General features: G+C 70.6%; 16 protein-coding genes and 1 pseudogene. 14 read left to right on the top strand and 3 right to left on the bottom strand.

Annotation, left to right across the window (positions count from 1 at the left end):
• Window positions 1-56: 56 nt before the first annotated feature.
• Together A9X04_RS10740 and A9X04_RS10735 are read left to right on the top strand one after the other, a co-directional pair.
• Window positions 57-1,601 (top strand): class I adenylate-forming enzyme family protein, encoded by a 1,545-nt coding sequence (locus A9X04_RS10740; RefSeq protein WP_067920107.1) that lies wholly within the window; start codon window positions 57-59, stop codon window positions 1,599-1,601.
• A complete protein-coding gene (locus tag A9X04_RS10735; RefSeq protein ID WP_067920105.1) occupies window positions 1,598-4,834 on the top strand; it encodes a carboxyl transferase domain-containing protein in 3,237 nt (1,078 codons plus the stop codon). The genes A9X04_RS10740 and A9X04_RS10735 overlap by 4 nt, the downstream gene beginning before the upstream one ends.
• A 13-nt stretch (window positions 4,835-4,847) precedes the next feature.
• Here A9X04_RS10735 and A9X04_RS10730 read toward each other — a convergent pair whose 3' ends face one another.
• Entirely contained in the window at window positions 4,848-5,195 is a 348-nt protein-coding gene (locus A9X04_RS10730; RefSeq protein ID WP_067920154.1) for a PE-PGRS family protein, read from the bottom strand.
• 90 nt (window positions 5,196-5,285) lie between these two features.
• Between A9X04_RS10730 and A9X04_RS10725 the strand changes: the two genes are divergently transcribed.
• The 3 genes from A9X04_RS10725 to A9X04_RS10715 are packed head-to-tail and all read left to right on the top strand — an operon-like array spanning window position 5,286 to window position 8,355.
• Window positions 5,286-6,062 (top strand): SDR family oxidoreductase, encoded by a 777-nt coding sequence (locus tag A9X04_RS10725; RefSeq protein WP_067920103.1) that lies wholly within the window; start codon window positions 5,286-5,288, stop codon window positions 6,060-6,062.
• 2 nt (window positions 6,063-6,064) lie between these two features.
• The gene (locus tag A9X04_RS10720) at window positions 6,065-7,267 is read left to right on the top strand and encodes an acyl-CoA dehydrogenase family protein (RefSeq protein ID WP_067920101.1); all 1,203 of its coding nucleotides are present in this window, start codon (window positions 6,065-6,067) and stop codon (window positions 7,265-7,267) included.
• Complete coding sequence (locus tag A9X04_RS10715; protein ID WP_067920099.1) at window positions 7,264-8,355, top strand: acyl-CoA dehydrogenase family protein; 1,092 nt, start codon at window positions 7,264-7,266, stop codon at window positions 8,353-8,355. Before A9X04_RS10720 ends, A9X04_RS10715 begins: the two co-directional genes overlap by 4 nt.
• 24 nt (window positions 8,356-8,379) lie before the next feature.
• Here the strand turns inward: A9X04_RS10715 and A9X04_RS10710 are convergent, their stop codons facing one another.
• Entirely contained in the window at window positions 8,380-9,129 is a 750-nt protein-coding gene (locus tag A9X04_RS10710) for a dienelactone hydrolase family protein (protein WP_067920097.1), read from the bottom strand.
• A gap of 150 nt (window positions 9,130-9,279) precedes the next feature.
• Between A9X04_RS10710 and A9X04_RS10705 the strand changes: the two genes are divergently transcribed.
• The 9 genes from A9X04_RS10705 to A9X04_RS10665 all read left to right on the top strand — a co-directional run bounded on the left by A9X04_RS10705 (window position 9,280) and on the right by A9X04_RS10665 (window position 18,489).
• Window positions 9,280-10,080, top strand: coding sequence for a thymidylate synthase (locus A9X04_RS10705; RefSeq protein ID WP_067920095.1), 801 nt, complete (start codon window positions 9,280-9,282; stop codon window positions 10,078-10,080).
• The gene (locus A9X04_RS10700) at window positions 10,077-10,574 is read left to right on the top strand and encodes a dihydrofolate reductase (protein ID WP_067920093.1); all 498 of its coding nucleotides are present in this window, start codon (window positions 10,077-10,079) and stop codon (window positions 10,572-10,574) included. The genes A9X04_RS10705 and A9X04_RS10700 overlap by 4 nt, the downstream gene beginning before the upstream one ends.
• A gap of 87 nt (window positions 10,575-10,661) precedes the next feature.
• On the top strand, window positions 10,662-11,363 hold the full coding sequence (locus tag A9X04_RS10695; RefSeq protein ID WP_067920151.1) for a DivIVA domain-containing protein: 702 nt from the start codon (window positions 10,662-10,664) through the stop codon (window positions 11,361-11,363).
• An 18-nt stretch (window positions 11,364-11,381) separates the two neighbouring features.
• Complete coding sequence (locus tag A9X04_RS10690; RefSeq protein ID WP_197509125.1) at window positions 11,382-12,629, top strand: winged helix-turn-helix domain-containing protein; 1,248 nt, start codon at window positions 11,382-11,384, stop codon at window positions 12,627-12,629.
• Window positions 12,629-14,002 carry a type I restriction-modification system subunit M gene (locus A9X04_RS10685; RefSeq protein WP_067920091.1) on the top strand — a complete coding sequence of 458 codons (1,374 nt, stop codon included), beginning with the start codon at window positions 12,629-12,631 and terminating at the stop codon, window positions 14,000-14,002. The genes A9X04_RS10690 and A9X04_RS10685 overlap by 1 nt, the downstream gene beginning before the upstream one ends.
• Window positions 13,999-15,060, top strand: coding sequence for a restriction endonuclease subunit S (locus tag A9X04_RS10680; RefSeq protein ID WP_067920089.1), 1,062 nt, complete (start codon window positions 13,999-14,001; stop codon window positions 15,058-15,060). Before A9X04_RS10685 ends, A9X04_RS10680 begins: the two co-directional genes overlap by 4 nt.
• Before the next feature lie 10 nt (window positions 15,061-15,070).
• Window positions 15,071-15,826, top strand: coding sequence for an FAD-dependent thymidylate synthase (gene thyX, locus A9X04_RS10675; RefSeq protein WP_067920147.1), 756 nt, complete (start codon window positions 15,071-15,073; stop codon window positions 15,824-15,826).
• A gap of 64 nt (window positions 15,827-15,890) precedes the next feature.
• Window positions 15,891-16,793, top strand: a complete 903-nt coding sequence (gene dapA / locus A9X04_RS10670) for a 4-hydroxy-tetrahydrodipicolinate synthase (protein WP_067920087.1) — start codon at window positions 15,891-15,893, stop codon at window positions 16,791-16,793.
• Window positions 16,794-16,812: 19 nt separating this feature from the next.
• A complete protein-coding gene (locus A9X04_RS10665; protein WP_067920086.1) occupies window positions 16,813-18,489 on the top strand; it encodes a ribonuclease J in 1,677 nt (558 codons plus the stop codon).
• Window positions 18,490-18,510: 21 nt separating this feature from the next.
• Here A9X04_RS10665 and A9X04_RS10660 read toward each other — a convergent pair.
• Window positions 18,511-18,834, bottom strand: a pseudogene (locus A9X04_RS10660) (SAM-dependent methyltransferase); the annotation flags it as partial.

Here is an 18,834-nt window from a genome sequence, read left to right as displayed (position 1 = left end):
GGCGGCCCACTACGCTCACAGCGGACGCAACTGTTCTTTGTGACGGAGGTCGAGACGTGACGCAGCGGGGAGCGGTCCTCGACATTTCCCGGGACAACAACCCGTTCCCCACGACCGGCGTGACTCGCGGTGCCGACGGCATCCCGCGCTACGACGATCTCCCGGCCACCCTGCTCGACATGCTCGTCGACCAGGTCGAGCGGCGCCCGGACAGCGAGGCGGTGGTCGAACTCGGCGCCGGGCGACTGACCTACCGCCAGTTGTGGGACTCCGCGGCGCGGGTGGCCGGCGGGTTGCGCGCGGCCGGACTGCGGCCCGGCGACCGCGTCGCGGTGCGGCACCCCGCGGGCATCGACTGGGTGCTGGCGTTCTGGGGCACGGTGATGGCCGGCGGCGTCGCGGTGGCGGTCAATACGCGCTCGGCGCAACCTGAAGTCGACTTCGTCCTCTCCGACTCGGGGGCGACGCTGGACCTGGCGGCCGACGCACCCCTGCCCGAAGGGCGGCCGTACGTGACCGAGCAAGTCGGTCCCGCCGACGTGGCCGCGCTGTTCTATACCTCGGGGACCACCGGCCACCCCAAGGGGGTGCCGACCACCCACGAGGCCTTCCTGACCAACACCGAGAACGCGATTCGCTGCCTCGACCAGCCTCGCGATCTCGGCGAAGCGATGCGCACGCTGATCTCCGTGCCACTCTTCCACGTGACCGGGTGCAACTCGCAACTGTTGGCGGCCACCCGCCTGGGTGGGGCGTCGGTGATCATGCCCGCCCTCGACCTGGACGGGCTGATCGCCACGCTGAGCGCCGAGCGCATTTCGGTCATGGTCACCGTCCCGGCGATCTACGCATTGATGTTGCGGCACAACAGCTTCGCCGACGTCGACGTCTCCGGGGTCCGCTGGGTCGGGTACGGCGGCGCCCCGATCGCCCCGGCGTTGGTGCGGGCGGTGAAGAACGCCTTCCCCCGGGCCACGGTGTTCAACGGCTACGGCATGACCGAGACGGCATCGCTGATGACCGTGCTGCCGAGCCGCGACGCGGTCGAGCACGCCGACTCGGTCGGGTACGCGGTCCCGTCCGTCGACCTGGGCCTGGTTCCGTTCGGCGGCGACGAGCCGGGAGTCGGCGAGCTGGTGGTGCGCGGCGCCAACGTGACCGCCGGCTACTGGGACCGGCCGGAGGCCACCGCGGCCACCATCGTGGACGGCTGGCTGCACACCGGCGACGTGGTGCGGGTCGACGACGCCGGTCGGATACACATCGTCGACCGGCTCAAGGACATCATCAACCGCGGCGGTGAGAACGTCTCCAGCGTCGAGGTCGAAGCCGTGCTCCTGGCGGCGCCCCACGTCGCCGACGCGTGCGTGCTCGGGGTTCCCGACGACGTCATGGGCGAGAAGGTGGGGGCGGTGCTCTTCGGCGGCGCGGACGAGATCGACGTACCGGCGGTGCTCGACCACTGTCGCTCGCAGCTCGCCGACTTCAAGGTGCCGCAGTACGTCGCCGTGGTCGCTCACGCGCTGCCACGCAACGCCGGCGGCAAGCTGCTCAAAGGCAAACTCCGTGAGCAGGTGCGGTGGGGGGAGCAGCTGCGATGAGTGCGACCGTGTTGGTCGCCAACCGCGGCGAGATTGCGCTCCGAATCGTCCGCACCGCAACCGAATTGGGCATGCGGACGGCCGCGGTCTACGCCGAGGACGATGCCGAGAGCCCGCACGTGCATGCCGCCGACGAGGCGATCGGCCTGCCCGGCGCCGGACCGCGAGCCTACCTGGACCCGCCCGCACTGCTGGCCGCGGCCAAGAGCTCGGGCGCACAGCTGGTCCACCCGGGCTACGGATTCCTCAGTGAAAACGCCGAATTCGCCCGCGCCTGCGTCGGCGCAGGGTACGCGTTTGTGGGGCCGGACGCCGACGCACTCGAGCTGGTCGGCAACAAGGCCGCCGCCCGCGCCGCCGCCGTGGCCGCCGGGGTGCCGGTGTTGCCCGCCACCGACGGGCCGAGCAGCGTGGCGGACGTCGAGGCGTTCTTCGCCGCCCAGGGCGGCGCCATCATGATCAAGGCCCTCGCCGGCGGCGGTGGACGCGGGATGCGCACGGTGTGCAGCGCCGATCAGATCGGCGACGCCTACCGCCAGTGCGCCGCGGAGGCGCGACTCGGCTTCGGCGACCCGGCGCTGTTCGCCGAGGCGCTGCTCGACGGTGCCCGGCACATCGAGGTCCAGGTGATCGCCGCCCCGGCGGGGCACCAGACCCGCGCGCTCGCACTCGGCGACCGCGACTGCAGCATCCAGCGGCGCTACCAGAAACTCGTCGAAATGGCGCCTGCCCAAGGGATTTCGGATCGCCTGCGCCGCGCCCTGCACCAGGCCGCGGCCCTACTGTGCGCGCGTGTCGCGCTGCGTGGGCTGGCCACGGTCGAATTCCTGGTTACCGGTGAGGACTTCGTATTCCTGGAGGTCAACCCGAGAATCCAGGTGGAGCACACGGTCACCGAGGAGACGACGGGGATCGACCTGGTGGCCGTCCAGCTGGACATCGCCGGGGGCGCCTCCTTCTACCAGCTCGGGCTGCCGGCCGGAATCGCCTCCGACGGCACCGAAGTCATCGGCGAGCCCGCAGCGCACCGCGGCTTGGCGATCCAGGCGCGGGTCAACGCGGAGACCTTCGCCGCCGACCTCTCGGTTGTCCCCTCCGCCGGCACGCTCACCGCCTTCTCTCCACCGAGCGGGCCGGGGATCCGGGTCGACACCTACGGCCGGGTGGGACTGGTCGTCAACCCGCATTACGACTCGCTGCTGGCGAAGGTGGTGACCCACGTGCGCGGGGCGTCACCCGGGGCCGCGTTGCGCAAGACCCGGACCGCCCTGGCCGAGTTCGCCATCGAGGGCGTCCGCACCAACATCGACTTCCTGCGCGAGTTGCTGAGTGACCCTGCCGTGGAATCCGGCTGCGTGAGCACTGTTTTCGTCGACCAGAAGCTACCCGAGCTGGCGGCGGCGTCGTGGCACCAGCACGACGTCCGCGCCGCGCCGGTCGAGCTCTACCCCGGCGAGGACGTGCTGCGCGCGCAGCTGGCCGGCACCGTCGTCGAGGTGGCGCGCGAGGACGCCGAATACGGCGCGGGCAGCCAGCTCGTCGTCCTCGAGGCGATGAAGATGCAGCACGTGCTCGTCGCCCCGGATGCGCTGCGGACCATGCGCAACCTGGTGACCCCGGGGCAGGTCGTCGGAACCGGCGACCCGTTACTGGTCTTCACCCGTACCGGCGCCGCTGCGGGCGGCGATTCGTCAATGGCCACAACGGATCTGGACCGGACGCGCGCCGACCTCGACGAGGTGCGCGGGAGGCATCTGCTCACCCGGGACGAGGGGCGCGAGGCGGCGGTGGCCAAGCGGCACAAGCAAGGCCGTCGCACCGCCCGGGAGAACATCGCCGATCTGATCGACCCCGACAGCTTCGTCGAATACGGCGCGCTGGCGATCGCGGCGCAGCGCAGCCGGCGCTCGGAGGAGGACCTGATCGCCAACACGCCGGCCGACGGCCTGGTCGCCGGCCTCGCCACCATCGGCGCGGACCGTTTCGGGCGAGCGGCCGCCGAGGCCGTCGTGGTGTCCTACGACTACACCGTGCTGGCCGGCACGCAGGGCATGCGCAACCACGCGAAGACCGACCGAGCGTTCGACCTGGCCGCCCGAAAAGGGTTGCCGGTGGTGCTGTTTGCCGAGGGCGGCGGCGGGCGGCCGGGCGACACCGACGTCGGCGGCGCCGCGGGGCTGGACGTGCCGACCTTCCGGATGCTCGCGGCGCTGAGCGGCCGGGTCCCGCTGATATCCATCGTGTCGGGCCGGTGCTTCGCCGGCAACGCCGCGCTGGCCGGGGTGTGCGACGTCATCATCGCGACGCCGGACGCCAACATAGGGATGGGCGGCCCGGCCATGATCGAGGGCGGCGGGCTCGGGGTCTACCCGCCCGAGGCGATCGGGCCGATCGGCGTGCAGCGGCGCAACGGCGTGGTCAGCCTGGTCGCCCGCGACGAGGCGCACGCGGTCTCGCTGGCCAAGCAATATCTGTCCTATTTCCAGGGCGCACTGGACGACTGGGCGGCACCGGACCCACGCCTGGCCCGTCATGTGGTGCTGCAGAATCGGTTACGCGCCTACGACGTCCACCGGGCGATCGAGGCGATCGTCGACACCGGCTCCGCGTTGGAGCTGCGGCCCGACTACGGCGTTGGGATCGTCACCGCGCTCGTCCGCGTCGAAGGGGAGCCCTACGGGCTGATCGCCAACAGCACGCACCACCTCGGCGGCGCCATCGATGCCGAGGCGGCCGACAAGGCCGGCGACTTCCTCGCCCTCTGCGAATCGTTCCGGCTGCCGGTCATTTCGCTGTGCGACACCCCGGGCTTCATGGTCGGTCCCGACGCGGAGACCCAGGCCGCGGTCCGGCGGTTCGGGCGAATGTTCGTACTGGGAGCGCGGCTGACCGTGCCGGTCGGCATGATCATCCTGCGCAAGGGATATGGGCTCGGCGCCATGGCCATGGCCGGCGGTTCGTTCCGCGCCCCGCAGTTCACCGTCGCCTGGCCCACGGGGGAGATCGGCGGGATGGGACTCGAGGGCGCCGTGCGCCTCGGCTTCAGCAAGGAGCTGGCGGCCGAGGCGGACCCGGTGCAGCGCCAGGAGCTGTTCGACAAGCTGGTGGCGGCGGCCTACGAGCACGGCAAGGCGCTCCGGGCGGCCACCACTTTCGAACTTGACGACGTCATCGACCCCGCGGACTCCCGGGCCTGGATCGCCAGGCTCCGGGAGCCGCGCGGATCGGATTGATCAGTCGAACGGATCAGGCGTGGCCGGAACCGCAGCCGACGCCGGGCAGGCAGCCCTGACCGCCGGGGATCCCGCCGGGTCCCGCGTTCTGGCCGCCGGAGCCGCAGCCCACGCCCGGGACGCAGCCCTGGCCGCCGGGACCGCCGCCGGGGCCGCTGAACTGGCCGCCGGAACCGCAGTTGCCGTTGGCGTCACAGCCACCACCGCCCGGGTCGTCCTTGAACACCACGTGCGTGGGCGCCGCGGACGGCGCAGGCGCCGAGGCGTGGGAGTCGGTCATGGCGATCGGCGCGACCGCGATTGCCGCGGCCGCAGCCCCGCCCACTACCAGTCTTTTCGCGAGGGTTAATTTCGAGAACATGCGGGTCGCATACCACGGACCCACACGTGTAAAACATCCATGTAGCGAACGGGAAACCGTTCGCTTTCGCGCAACGGAAGGCGCACCACGATGACCTCACTGGATCTGACCGGCCGAACGGCGATCGTCACCGGCGCCTCGCGCGGGATCGGGCTGGCCATCGCCCAGCAGCTCGCGGCCGCGGGGGCGAACGTGGTGCTCACCGCCCGCAAGCAGGAGGCCGCCGACGAGGCCGCCGCGCAGGTGGACGGCAACGCCCTCGGCGTCGGCGCCCACGCGGTCGACGAGGACGCCGCCCGCCGCTGCGTGGACCTCACGCTCGAACGTTTCGGCGGCGTGGACATCCTGGTCAACAACGCGGGCACCAACCCGGCCTACGGTCCGCTCATCGACCAGGACCACGCCCGCTTCACCAAGATCTTCGACGTCAACCTCTGGGCGCCGCTGCTGTGGACCTCGCTGGTCGTCAAGTCGTGGATGGGCGAGCATGGCGGGGCGATCGTCAACACCGCCTCCGTCGGCGGCCTGCACCAATCGCCGGCCATGGGCATGTACAACGCCACCAAGGCCGCCCTGATCCACGTCACCAAGCAGCTGGCGCTGGAACTCTCCCCGCGCATCCGTGTCAACGCCATCGCCCCCGGGGTGGTGCGCACCCGGCTCGCCGAGGCGCTGTGGAAGGACCACGAGGACCCGCTCGCCTCCTCGATCGCGCTCGGGCGCATCGGTGAGCCGGCCGATGTGGCCGGCGCCGTGGCCTTCCTCGTTTCCGACGCCGCGAGCTGGATCACCGGCGAAACCATGGTCATCGACGGCGGCCTCCTGCTCGGTGCCGCGCAGGGCTTCCAGGTCCGGCCGCAGGGCTAGCGATGACCTCCGAAGACCTGGCGGTCGACCTCAAGGCGCGGGTGCAGGCGCTGCTGGACGAACACGACCCGGCCAGCACCGAACCGCGAGAATTCCTCGGCGCGCAGTACGACGCGGGCCTGGCCTGGGTACACCTGCCGCACGGTTTCGGAGGGCTCGACCTGCCGCGCAAGGCCCAGGAAATCGTCGACGCCCAGCTGGCCGCCGCGGGCGCGCCGGTGGGCGGCACACCCAAGAACTTCATCGGCATGGGCATGGCGGCCCCCACCATCGCTGCATTCGGCACCGACGAACAGAAACGAAAGTTCCTGCGCCCCTTGTTCACCGGCGAGCAGGTCTACTGCCAGCTGTTCAGCGAACCCGGCGCGGGCTCGGACCTGGCCGGGCTGGCCACCCGCGCGGCGCGCGACGCGGATAACCCTTCTGACTGGATTGTCAACGGGCAGAAGGTGTGGACCTCGATGGCCCAGCACGCGCAGATGGCCATCCTGGTCGCCCGCACCGACCCCACCGTGCCCAAACACGCGGGCCTGACGTATTTCCTGTGCGACATGACGCAGCCCGGCGTCGAGGTGCGACCCCTGCGCCAGATCACCGGCGAGGCGGAGTTCAACGAGGTGTTCCTCACCGACGCCCGCGTGCCCGACGCCAACCGGCTCGGCCCGGTCGGCGGCGGCTGGCGGGTCGCGACCACGACGCTGAACAACGAGCGCGTCGCCATCGGCACCCGCGCCGGGACGCCACGCGAGGGCGGGATCATCGGGAAGGTCACCAAGGCGTGGCGGGACCAGCCCGGGCTGCGCAACCCCGCGATGCACGACGAGCTGATGCGGCTCTGGGTCGACGCCGAGGTCCTCCGGCTGGCCGGTGAGCGGCTGCGGCAGCAGGCCCAGGCCGGCCAACCGGGACCGGAGGGCGCGGGCATGAAGGTGGCCTTTGCCCGCCTCGCGCAAGCCATTTCGGGCTTCGACATCGAGCTGCACGCCGAGTCCGGCCTGCAGTACGACGACTGGACCATGCGCAGGACCGAGGTCGTCGACCTGATCGGACGCGAGCCCGGGTACCGCTACCTGCGCGCCCGCGGCAACTCGATCGAGGGCGGCACCTCGGAGATCCTGCGCAACACCATCTCCGAGCGCATCCTCGGCCTGCCGGGTGAACATCGCGTCGACAAAGACGTCGCGTGGAAGGACCTGAACCGGTGAGTGACCTGCTGTACTCCGACACCGAGGAGGCGCTGCGGGACAGCGTCCGGCAGCTGTTCGCCGACCGCTGCCCACCCGAATCGGTGACCCACGCCTACGACCCTGAGCCGCAAGACTTTTCGGGTGTTTGGCGGACGCTTGCCGGCGAGCTGGGAGTGGCCGGCCTACTGGTCCCGGAGTCGCTCGGCGGAGCGGGCGCGGGTGCGCGCGAGGCGGCGGTCGTCATGGAGGAGATCGGGCGGGCCGTCGCGCCCGTGCCGTTCTTGTCCAGCGCCGTGCTGGCCACCGTCGCGCTGTTGCGCGCCGGCGACACCGAGACCGTGTCCGCCCTGGCACAAGGCGAACTGACCGCCGCGTTGGTGGTGCCGCTGTCGGCAGCACCAGGCGATCCGGTGACGGCGGTGACCGGCGCCGCCGACGGGCTGAGCGGCTCGGTCACCAGCGTCGCCGGGGCCGCCGAGGCCGACGTGCTGGTGGTGCCGGTCGCGGGCCCGGACGGGCTGGAGCTACATACCGTCCCGCGCGCGGCGGCCGGTGTGCAGGTGTCCCCACTGCTCGCGTTGGACATGACGAGACCCCTTGCCGACGTGAGCTTTTCGGCGGTGGACTCGTCGCGCGTCGGGCCGGCGGACGGACCGGTCGCCGAGGCGCTGCGCACCGGGGCGGCGCTGCTGGCGTCGGAGCAACTCGGGGTGGCCCAGTGGTGTTTCGACACCACCCTGGCTTACGTCAAGCAGCGCAAGCAGTTCGGCCGCGCGATCGGTTCCTACCAGGCGGTCAAGCACCGGCTGGCCGACCTATGGTTCGAGGTCGGCGCCGCGACGGCGGCGGCCCGCTATGCCGCCGACACGTGCGCCCGCCACGACGAAGACGCCGCCGTCGCCACGGCCCTCGCCCAGGCCTATTGCAGCGGCGTCGCCGTGCACGCGGCCGAGGAGTGCGTCCAGTTACACGGCGGCATCGGCATGACGTGGGAGTATCCCGCGCACCTCTACCTCAAGCGCGCCAAGAGCGACCAGCTCATCTTCGGCACCGCCTACCGTCACCGCGCCCGGCTGGCCGAATTGGTGGACCTGCCGCCGAGCTAGGTGAGACCCGTGCTGCTGGGCCGCTTAGCGCGGTAGCGCCGAAGCGAACACCTCGGTCATGGCCTGCCAGTGCCGCTCGGCCGCCGCGGGATCGTACGGCGCGTTGTCCGGAACCGCGAACCCGTGGCCCGCCGGATACCACTCGATGGTGTGCCGCACGCCGGCCGCCGTCAGCGCTTTCTCGAGCTGCTCAGCGTCCTCGCGGGTGAAGGACGCGTCGTCCTTGGCGCCGCCCACGTACACGCTGGCGCGCATCCGGTCGGCCAGCAGGTGCGGGCTGTCTGCGGTGTCGGTCACCAGGCCGCCGCCGTGGAACGACGCCGCCGCGGCGACGCGTTCGGGCACCCGACCCGCGACCACCAGCGACGTGCGCCCACCCATGCAGTAGCCGCACACACCGAAGCGCTCCCCGGACACCTCGGCCCGGGCCGCCAGGTAGTCGAAGAAGGCGCCGGCGTCGCTGGCCATCTTGTCCGGAGTGAGACCGCCGATCATGCCGAACAGCCGCCTGCGTTCCCGCTCGTCGCCGAACACGGTGGCCATGTCGAACGGCGCCCAGTCGCCGCTGCGGTAGTACACGTCGGGCAGCAGCACCGTATAGCCGTATCCGGCGAGCTTGGTGGCCATCTGGTCGAAGGTGTCGCGCACCCCGCCGGCATCGGGGTACATGACCACGCCCGGCCAGGGGACCTGGGCTTCCGGACCGTCGGGGGTGAACAAGCTGACGGTGCAGGTGCCGTCAGGGGTGGTGATGGTGTCGATGATTTTCGGCATGGCATTCGTTGTACTCCGCGTGCCCGAAGCGGGAAATATGCGGCGACCCGCCGCGCCCGGCTTCGCCGCGCTTGCGATCGCCGCGGAAATATGGCGGCGACCCGCCGCGCCCGGCTTCGCCGCGCTTGCGATCGCCGCTAAGCTTTCCGCGTGCCGGTTCCCACGCCCTACGAGGACCTGCTGCGCCTGGTGCTCGAGCGGGGCACGGCCAAATCCGACCGCACCGGCACCGGGACCCGCAGCCTGTTCGGCCAGCAGTTGCGCTACGACCTGTCGGCCGGCTTCCCGCTGCTCACCACCAAGAAGGTGCATCTGAAGTCGGTTGTCTACGAGTTGCTGTGGTTCTTGCGCGGCGACTCCAACGTCGCCTGGCTGCACGAGCACGGTGTCACCATCTGGGACGAATGGGCAAGTGAGACAGGCGATCTCGGTCCGATCTACGGTGTGCAGTGGCGGTCCTGGCCGACGCCGACGGGTGAGCACGTCGACCAGATCAGCGCGGCGTGCGAGCTGCTGCGCACCGACCCGAACTCGCGGCGCATCATCGTCTCGGCGTGGAACGTCGGGGAGATCCCGCAGATGGCGCTGCCGCCGTGCCACGCGTTCTTCCAGTTCTACGTGGCCGACGGCCGGCTGAGCTGCCAGCTGTATCAGCGCAGCGCCGACCTGTTTCTCGGGGTGCCGTTCAACATCGCCAGCTACGCGCTGCTCACCCACATGATGGCCGCCCAGGCCGGTCTGGGGGTCGGCGAGTTCGTCTGGACGGGCGGCGACTGCCACATCTACGACAACCACGTCGAGCAGGTGCGGACCCAGCTCAGCCGCGAACCGCGCCCCTACCCGGAATTGGTACTGGCCCACCGGGATTCGATCTTCGACTACACCTACGACGACGTCGTGGTGAAGAACTACGACCCGCACCCCGCGATCAAAGCGCCCGTCGCCGTATGACCGATCTCGGCCTGGTGTGGGCGCAGTCCACATCGGGCATCATCGGCCGCGGTGGCGACATCCCGTGGCGAGTGCCCGAGGACCTGGCCCGCTTCAGGGAGCTGACGCTCGGGCACACCGTGGTCATGGGCCGCCGCACCTGGGAGTCGCTGCCGGCGAAGGTCCGGCCGCTGCCGGGTCGCCGCAATGTCGTACTCTCGCGCCGGAGCGACTTCGTGGCCGATGGGGCGCAGGTCGTCGATTCGCTCGAGGCGGCCCTCGCCGGTTGCGAGGACGAGCCACAGACCTGGGTGATCGGCGGCGAGCAGGTGTATCTGCTCGCGCTGCCGCGCGCCACCCGGTGCGAGGTCACCGAGGTCGAAGTCGACCTGCGGCGCGACGACGACGACGCGCTGGCACCGGTGCTCGACGACAGCTGGATCGGTCACGCGGGGGAGTGGCAGGTCAGCCGCACGGGGCTGCGGTACCGGCTGCACAGCTACCGTCGGGCATGAGCGTTGGTCCCCGCGCCCGTGACATACTCGGACGCGGGGGTCGGTCTCGCCAGGTCACCAACACGTTGCCAGAAGGGGGAAATGGCAGTGATAACCGAACCCGCAAAGGCGTTCAATCGCATGTTCAGGGGCTACGACCCGTCCGCGGTCGACGCCCACATCGAGATGTTGACCACCAAGCAGCAGTTGCTGCTCGACGACGTCGAGAGCCTGCGGACCCGGCTGAAGGAAGCCGGCGACGAAACGGCCGCGCTGCGCAAGGAGGTCGCCGTCCTCACCGACACCTCACCCGCACCGCACGCGATGCAGCGCCGGATGGCGAAGATGCTCAACCGCGCGGTCGACGAGGTGGCCGAGATGCATGCCGAGGCGCGCAGCGAGGCGGACGCGCTGATCGCGGCGGCCCAGGCGGAGGTCGAGGCGGCGCAGCGAAAGCATGAAGAGGAGTTGGCGGAGATGGCCGCCCAACGAAAAGCCATGGAAAGCGATTACGAGGAAACCAAGAAGCAACTCGAGGCCGAACTGGCCGGCATGCGCGCCGAAACCGAAGCGGCGATCGACAAGTCCTGGCGCGATGCCCAGCGGGAGGCCGATCACTACCGTGAGCAGGCCCGGCGCGCGGCGGACGAGGCGATCAAACAACGGATCGACGTCCTCGAGCAGCTGATGGGCGTGTACCGCGACCTCGAGGCCGTCCCGGCCGCGCTCGAGTCGGCCTACCAAGAGCAGAAGAACGCGCCGGAACCCAGCGTCGTGGTGCCGCTGGACGCAAAGGTCACCACGGCCTAGCCGCGTCGCCGCCCGCCGCTGTCGGACCCGAGCGGTATTCTCGGCGCCGTGTCGATCCGGACCCCCAGGCTGTCGGCCGCGCAGGCCCGGCGGATCGCCGTTGCGGCCCAAGGCTTTAGCGAGCCGCGGCCGTCCGGTCCGGTCACCCGCGCCCACCTGAAGCGGCTGATATCGAGAATTCAAGTGCTGCAACTGGATTCGGTGTCGGTCGCGGTGCGCGCCCACTACGCGCCGGTGTTCAGCCGGCTCGGCCCCTACGACCGCGACGTGCTGGACCGCGCCGCCTGGGGCCCGCGGTCGTCGCGGCTGCTGGCCGAGTACTGGGCGCACGAGGCCGCGCTGATGGCCGTCGACGACTGGCCCCTGCTGCGCTGGCGGATGCGCCAGTACCGGCACGGCCGCTGGGGCACCCACATCGTCAAGGCCAACCCCCACCTCGCCGACAAGATCGTTGCCGCCGTCGCCGAACTCGGGCCCAGCACCGCCGGGCAGATCGAGGCTCATCTCGAGGCCGAACCGCGCGGGCCCAAAGGAAGCTGGTGGGGCAGCCGCAGCGACACCAAGTGGGTCGCCGAGGCGCTGTTCGCGGCCGGCGTGCTCACCACGGCCACCCGGGTGGGCTTCGCCCGCCACTACGACCTGGTGGAGCGGGTGCTGCCGGCGAGCGTGCTGGCCCGCGATGTCGACGACACCGAGGCCGTCCGGGGACTCACGCTGCGGGGGGCCACCGCGCTCGGCGTGGCCACCGAGGCCGACATCCGCGACTACTTCCGTCTGTCGGCCCAGCAGGTCAAACCCGCCGTCGCGGAGCTGGTCGCTGCGGGGGAGATCGAGCGGGTCGAGGTGGCCGGCTGGCCCGCGCCGGCCTACCTGCGCGCCGGTCTTGCGGTGCCGCGTAGAGATCGAGGCACCGCGCTGCTGTGCCCGTTCGACCCGTTGATCTTCTTCCGTCCCCGGGTCGAGCGGCTGTTCGGGTTTCACTACCGCATCGAGATCTACACCCCGGCCCACAAGCGCCAGTACGGCTACTACGTGTGGCCCCTGCTGATGGACGGGCAACTGGTCGCCCGCGTCGACCTCAAGGCGGACCGGGCCGGCGACACGCTGCGCGTCGTGGGCGCGTTCGGTGAACCCGACATCCCGCGGCCGCGCGTGGTCGAGGCGCTGGCCGGCGAGCTGCGGTCCATGGCGTCCTGGCTGGGGCTGGGCGGGTTCAGCGTCGCGACCCGGGGCGACCTGGCCGCCGACCTGCGGGCGGCCGCCTGATGGGGGCGGCGGACAAGGAGCTCAAAGACACGCTCTGGAAGGCCGCCAACACGCTGCGCGGATCCCTGCCGGCGAGCCAGTACAAGGACGTCGTCCTCGGGCTGGTGTATCTCCGCCACGCCTCCGACGCGCAGTGGGAACAGTTGAGGCACAACGCAGAATCGCCCGGGCTTGGCCGGCTCGTCGATGATGCGATGGAGGCGATGGCGCTGCCACGGCTGTGCGAACGGCTCGACCAGCGCCGGCTCGGTGACCTGCTGCGCCTGCTCGACTCCGCGCGACTCGGGGAACCCGGCCGCGCCCGCGACTTCCTGGGCGAGGTGTACGAATACTTCCTGGGCAATTTCGCGCGCGCGGAAGGCCGCCGGGGCGGCGAGTTCTTCACCCCGCCGAGCGTGGTTCGGGTGATCGTCGAGATGCTGGAACCCGCACGAGGGCGGGTCTATGACCCGTGCTGCGGCTCGGGCGGGATGTTCGTGCAGACCGAACGGTTCATCGCCGAGCACGACGGCGATCCCGCGGACGTCACGATCTGTGGGCAGGAAAGCGTCGAGCAGAGCTGGCGGATGGCGCGAATGAACCTCGCCGTGCACGGCATCGACAACACCGGCCTGGGCACCCGCTGGGGCGACACGCTCCTCGAGGACCAGCACGCCGGAGTGCACATGGACTACGTGATGGCCAATCCGCCCTTCAACATCAAGGACTGGGCCCGCGACGAACACGACCCGCGCTGGCGATTCGGTGTCCCACCCGCCGGCAACGCCAACTACGCGTGGATTCAGCACATCCTGTCCAAACTCGCCCCCGGCGGAAGGGCCGGGGTGGTCATGGCCAACGGTTCGATGTCGTCGAATGGGCTGGGGGAGGGCGATATTCGTGCGCGGATCGTCGACGCTGACCTGGTCTCCTGCATGGTCGCCTTGCCCGCGCAGCTGTTCCGCAGCACGTCGATTCCGGTGTGCCTGTGGATCTTCGACACCGACAAGGGTGAGCGGTCCGGACAGGTGCTGTTCATCGACGCCCGTGGGTTCGGCTACCTGGCCAGCCGCGCCGAGCGCGCGCTGACGCACGAGGAGGTCGTCCGGATCGGCGACACCTATCACGCATGGCGCGGATCACCGTCAGCCGCCGCGAAAGGCGTCGCCTATCAAGACGTTCCGGGGTTCTGCGGGTCCGCCTGCCTCGACGACATCGCGGCGGCCGGCTACCCGCTCACACCGGGCCGCTATGTCGGTGTGCCCGCCGCCGCCGATGACGTCGAGCCCATCGGGAACAAGATCACCCGGCTGACCGGCGACCTGCTGGCCGCGCTCGAGGAATCCGCCCGGCTGGAAGACGTGGTGCGCCGGCAACTGGAGCGCTTGCGGTGACGGCCACGCTGGGCGACCACCTGGTCTTCAGCACCGGCGGCGGCGCGCCGCGGAGCGCCCCGCGCGGACGGTTCCGTGTCTATGGCGCCAACGGGGCCATCGGTTATTGCAACGAACCCAATGCGGCCGGTCCGCTGATCGTCCTCGGGCGCGTCGGGGCGCAGTGCGGGAGCCTGCGGTATTGCGACTCCGACGTCTGGGTCACCGAGAACGCCGTGATATGCCGGGCCAAAGATCCACGCGAGACGCGGTATTGGTACTACGCGTTGCACACCTGCCGGCTGGGCGATCACCGCTGCGGATCGGGACAACCGCTGCTCAGCCAGCGGGTGCTGCGTGACGTGGCAGTGCGGAGCGTGGAGGCGCCGCGGCGTCGGGCGATCGCCGAGCTGCTCGGCTCCCTCGACGACAAGATATCCGCCAACGCGCGGGTGATCGACACCGCCGAGGACGTGATGGTGGCCATCGCGCAGTCGGTCGGCGAGCGTGTGCCGTTGTCCGCCCTGGCGAGCCGGTTCACGGGGTTGCTCAACGTGGCCGAGTTCGACGACACGGTCGCGCACTACAGCCTCGCCGCGTTCGATGACGGGGCGAGCCCCCGCGTCGTGCCCGCCGCGTCCATCAGGAGCGGCAAGTTCCTCTTGTCGGGGCCGTGCGTGTTGTTCGCGAGACTGAACCCGCGCATCCCCCGGATCTGGAACGTGGTCGGCCTGCCGCCGGAAATGGCCCTGGCCAGCAGCGAGTTCGTCGTCCTGACACCGAGCGGCGTCGACGCGTCGGCCCTGTGGGCGGCCCTGCGGCAGCCCAACGTTTCCGAACGACTGCAACGCCGGGCTGCCGGGACGTCGGGAAGCCATCAGCGGATCCCGCCGCACGAGCTGCTGGACGTTCCGGTCCCCGACGTGCGGCGCCTGCCGACCGCGGCCCGGGAGACGATCACCGGCCTCGGGGCGCTGTGTCACGCGCGGCGCACCGAAAGCGAGCGGCTGTCCGCGCTTCGCGACGCGCTGCTGCCGGTGTTGATATCGGGTGAGCTCTCCGTGGCCTCACCGCGTTAAGGTGAGCGCCGTGGCCGAGACCGCGCCGCTACGCGTGCAACTGATCGCCAAGACCGAGTTCCTGGCACCGCCGGACGTGCCGTGGACCACCGACGCCGACGGCGGCCCGGCGCTGGTCGAATTCGCCGGCCGAGCCTGCTATCAAAGCTGGTCGAAGCCCAATCCCAGGACCGCGACCAACGCCGGCTACATCAAGCACATCATCGACGTCGGGCATTTCTCGGTGCTCGAGCACGCGAGCGTGTCGTTCTACATCACCGGCATCTCCCGATCGCTCACGCACGAGCTGATCCGGCACCGGCACTTCTCCTACTCGCAGCTGTCACAGCGCTACGTGCCCGAGGGTGATTCGCGAGTCGTCGTGCCACCGGGCATGGAAGACGACCCCCAACTGCGGCAAATCCTGACCGAGGCCGCCGACGCCAGCCGGGCCGCCTACACCGAGCTGCTGGGCAGGCTCGAGGCGAAACTCGCGGCGGGCCAGCCGAACGCGGTCTTGCGCCGCAAACAGGCGCGGCAGGCCGCCCGCGCCGTGCTGCCCAATGCGACCGAGACCCGCATCGTCGTGACGGGCAACTATCGGGCCTGGCGGCACTTCATCGCCATGCGCGCCAGCGAGCACGCCGACGTGGAAATCCGTCGGCTGGCCATCGAGTGCCTGCGCCAGCTCGTCGACGCCGCGCCGGCCGTGTTCGCCGACTTCGAGATCTCGGCGCTGGCCGACGGGACCGAGGTGGCCACCAGCCCGCTGGCGACCGAGGCCTGAGTGGCGCTGCCGCCGCGCCGCGCCGTTGCTAAAGCCCTTGCCGCCGCCAGGTAACCTAAAGACCGTGAGCACGGTCGGATTCGACGCCCCGGCACGGTTGGGAACCGTGCTGACCGCGATGGTGACACCGTTCGCTCCCGACGGCTCGCTCGACACCGCCGCCGCGGCACAGTTGGCGAACCACCTGGTCGACGCCGGCTGTGACGGCCTGGTGGTCTCCGGAACCACCGGCGAGTCCCCGACCACCACCGACGACGAGAAGCGGGAGCTGCTGCGCGTCGTGCTGGAGGCGGTGGGTGATCGCGCCCGCGTCATCGCCGGTGCGGGCACCTACGACACCGCCCACAGCGTCCGGCTGGCCCAGGCCTGCGCCGCCGAGGGCGCCCATGGATTGCTGGTGGTCACGCCGTATTACTCGAAGCCGCCGCAGAGCGGGCTGATCGCCCACTTCACCGCGGTCGCCGACGCCACCGAGCTGCCCGTGCTGCTGTACGACATCCCGCCGCGCTCGGTGATACCGATCGCCACCGAGACCATCCGTGCGCTGGCCACCCACCCGAACATCGTGGGAATCAAGGACGCCAAGGCCGACCTGCACAGCGGCGGCCAGATCATCGCCGAGACCGGACTGGCCTACTATTCGGGCGACGACGCGCTGAACCTGCCCTGGCTGGCCATGGGCGCTACCGGTTTCATCAGCGTGATCTCGCACGTGGCCGCCGGTCAGCTTCGAGAGATGTTGTCGGCCTTCGCTTCCGGTGACATCGCGACCGCGCGCAAGATCAACGTCACCGTCGCGCCGCTCTGCGACGCGATGAGCCGGCTGGGCGGCGTGACGATGTCCAAGGCGGGTCTGCGCCTGCAGGGCATCGACGTCGGCGATCCCCGGTTGCCGCAGATGCCCGCAACGCCCGAGCAGATCGATGCGCTGGCCGCCGATATGCGCGCGGCATCGGTGCTCCGGTGAGCTAGAGGGTGGCCAGTAAGTGGATGTAGAGCTCGCCCCTCCCGGTCCCTTGACCACTGGCGGGCTGCGGGTCACCGCGCTGGGCGGCATCAGCGAAATCGGCCGCAACATGACGGTTTTCGAGCACCTCGGCCGGCTGTTGATCATCGACTGCGGGGTGATGTTCCCCACCCATGACGAGCCGGGGGTGGACCTGATCCTGCCGGACCTGCGCCATATCTCCGACCGGCTCGACGACATCGAGGCGCTGGTGCTGACCCACGCGCACGAGGACCACATCGGCGGCATCCCGTTCCTGCTCAAGCTGCGCCCGGACATCCCGGTCGTCGGGTCGAAGTTCACCCTGGCGCTGGTCGCCGCCAAATGCCGCGAGCACCGGATCAAGCCGTTGTTCGTCGAGGTCACCGAGCGGCAGCGGAGCACCCACGGCGTCTTCGAGTGCGAGTACTTCGCCGTCAACCACTCCATCCCGGACGCGCTGGCGATCGCCGTGCACACCGGCGCGGGCACCGTCCTGCACACCGGGGACATCAAGCTCGACCAGCTGCCGCTGGACGGCCGGCCCACCGATCTGCCCGGCATGTCCCGCCTCGGCGACGCCGGGGTGGACCTGTTCCTGTGCGACTCGACCAACTCCGAGATCCCCGGCGTGGGACCGTCGGAAAGCGAAGTGGGACCGACGCTGCACCGGTTGATCCGCGGCGCCGAGGGCCGCGTCATCGTGGCGTGCTTCGCCTCCAACGTGGACCGCGTCCAGCAGATCATCGACGCGGCGGTGGCGTTGGGCCGGCGGGTGTCGTTCGTCGGGCGGTCGATGGTGCGCAACATGGGCATCGCCCGCGAGTTGGGATTCCTGCGGGTCGACGATGCCGACGTGATCGACATCGGCGCGGCCGAGCTGATGCCGCCCGAGCGGGTGGTGCTGATCACCACCGGCACCCAGGGCGAACCCATGTCGGCGCTGTCGCGGATGTCGCGCGGCGAGCATCGCAGCATCACGCTCACCGCGGGGGACCTGGTGGTGCTGGCGTCCTCGCTCATCCCCGGCAACGAGGAGGCGGTGTACGGCGTGATCGACGCGCTCGCCAAGATCGGCGCCCGCGTCGTCACCAACGCCCAAGCGCGCGTGCATGTCTCGGGCCACGCCTACGCCGGCGAGCTGCTGTTCCTCTACAACGGCGTGCGGCCGCGCAACGTCATGCCCGTGCACGGTACCTGGCGGATGCTGCGCGCCAACGCCAAGCTGGCGGCCAGCACCGGGGTGCCGGAGGAGTCGATCCTGTTGGCCGAGAACGGCGTCAGCGTCGACCTGGTCGCCGGCACGGCGTCGATCGCCGGGGCGGTGCCGGTGGGCAAGATGTTCGTCGACGGGCTGATCAGCGGCGACGTCGGCGATATCACGCTGGGCGAGCGGCTCATCCTGTCATCGGGTTTCATCGCGGTGACCGTGGTCGTCCAGCGCGGCACCGGGCGCCCCGCGGCCGCGCCGCACCTGCATTCGCGCGGGTTCTCCGAAGACCCCAAGGCGCTGGAGCCCGCCGTGCGCCGGGTCGAGGCCGAGCTGGAATTGCTCGCCGCCGACAGCATCACCGACCCGGGCCGCATCGCCCAGGCGGTGCGCCGCACGGTCGGCAAGTGGGTGGGCGAGACGTACCGCCGGCAGCCGATGATCGTGCCGACGGTCATCGAGGTCTGAACCCGTCCACGGCGCAGCGCGCTAAAGCTTCTCCGCGTAGGCCGACCACTCCACCTGGGAGGCAGGGAGTCTGCGGCCGGTGGGCGCGACGTAACGCGCAACGAGCTCGTCGGGGCCGGCCTGCTCGAGCAGCCGCCAGCCGTATTCGCCGACGAACCCGCCGACCTCGTCGGGCAGCAGGCCGAACCGCCACAACTGCCGCCGCTGGCGCACGCTGCGATAGAGCGTGCGGGTGCCGTACCGGTTGGTGCCGTCGATGAAATCCCGCCGGACGTAGGTGAAGACGACACGGCTGCCGGGCGCGGCCGCGCGCAACCCCTCCAAGGTCCGCCGGACGGTCTCCTC

Origin of the sequence: Mycobacterium sp. E3247 (genome assembly GCF_001667785.1) — a bacterium.
In the GTDB taxonomy this organism is placed as follows: Bacteria; Actinomycetota; Actinomycetes; order Mycobacteriales; family Mycobacteriaceae; genus Mycobacterium.
Note: the sequence above shows the minus strand (reverse complement) of the source record. Positions and strands in the feature narration are given on the sequence as shown.

What these genes read in the sequence shown, in the direction of transcription:
- A9X04_RS10735 (WP_067920105.1), top strand. Translation starts at nt 1,598, where the DNA reads ATGAGTGCGACCGTGTTGGTCGCCAACCGCGGCGAGATTGCGCTCCGA.
- A9X04_RS10730 (WP_067920154.1), bottom strand. Translation starts at nt 5,195, where the DNA reads ATGTTCTCGAAATTAACCCTCGCGAAAAGACTGGTAGTGGGCGGGGCT.
- A9X04_RS10725 (WP_067920103.1), top strand. Translation starts at nt 5,286, where the DNA reads ATGACCTCACTGGATCTGACCGGCCGAACGGCGATCGTCACCGGCGCC.
- A9X04_RS10720 (WP_067920101.1), top strand. Translation starts at nt 6,065, where the DNA reads ATGACCTCCGAAGACCTGGCGGTCGACCTCAAGGCGCGGGTGCAGGCG.
- A9X04_RS10710 (WP_067920097.1), bottom strand. Translation starts at nt 9,129, where the DNA reads ATGCCGAAAATCATCGACACCATCACCACCCCTGACGGCACCTGCACC.
- A9X04_RS10700 (WP_067920093.1), top strand. Translation starts at nt 10,077, where the DNA reads ATGACCGATCTCGGCCTGGTGTGGGCGCAGTCCACATCGGGCATCATC.
- A9X04_RS10685 (WP_067920091.1), top strand. Translation starts at nt 12,629, where the DNA reads ATGGGGGCGGCGGACAAGGAGCTCAAAGACACGCTCTGGAAGGCCGCC.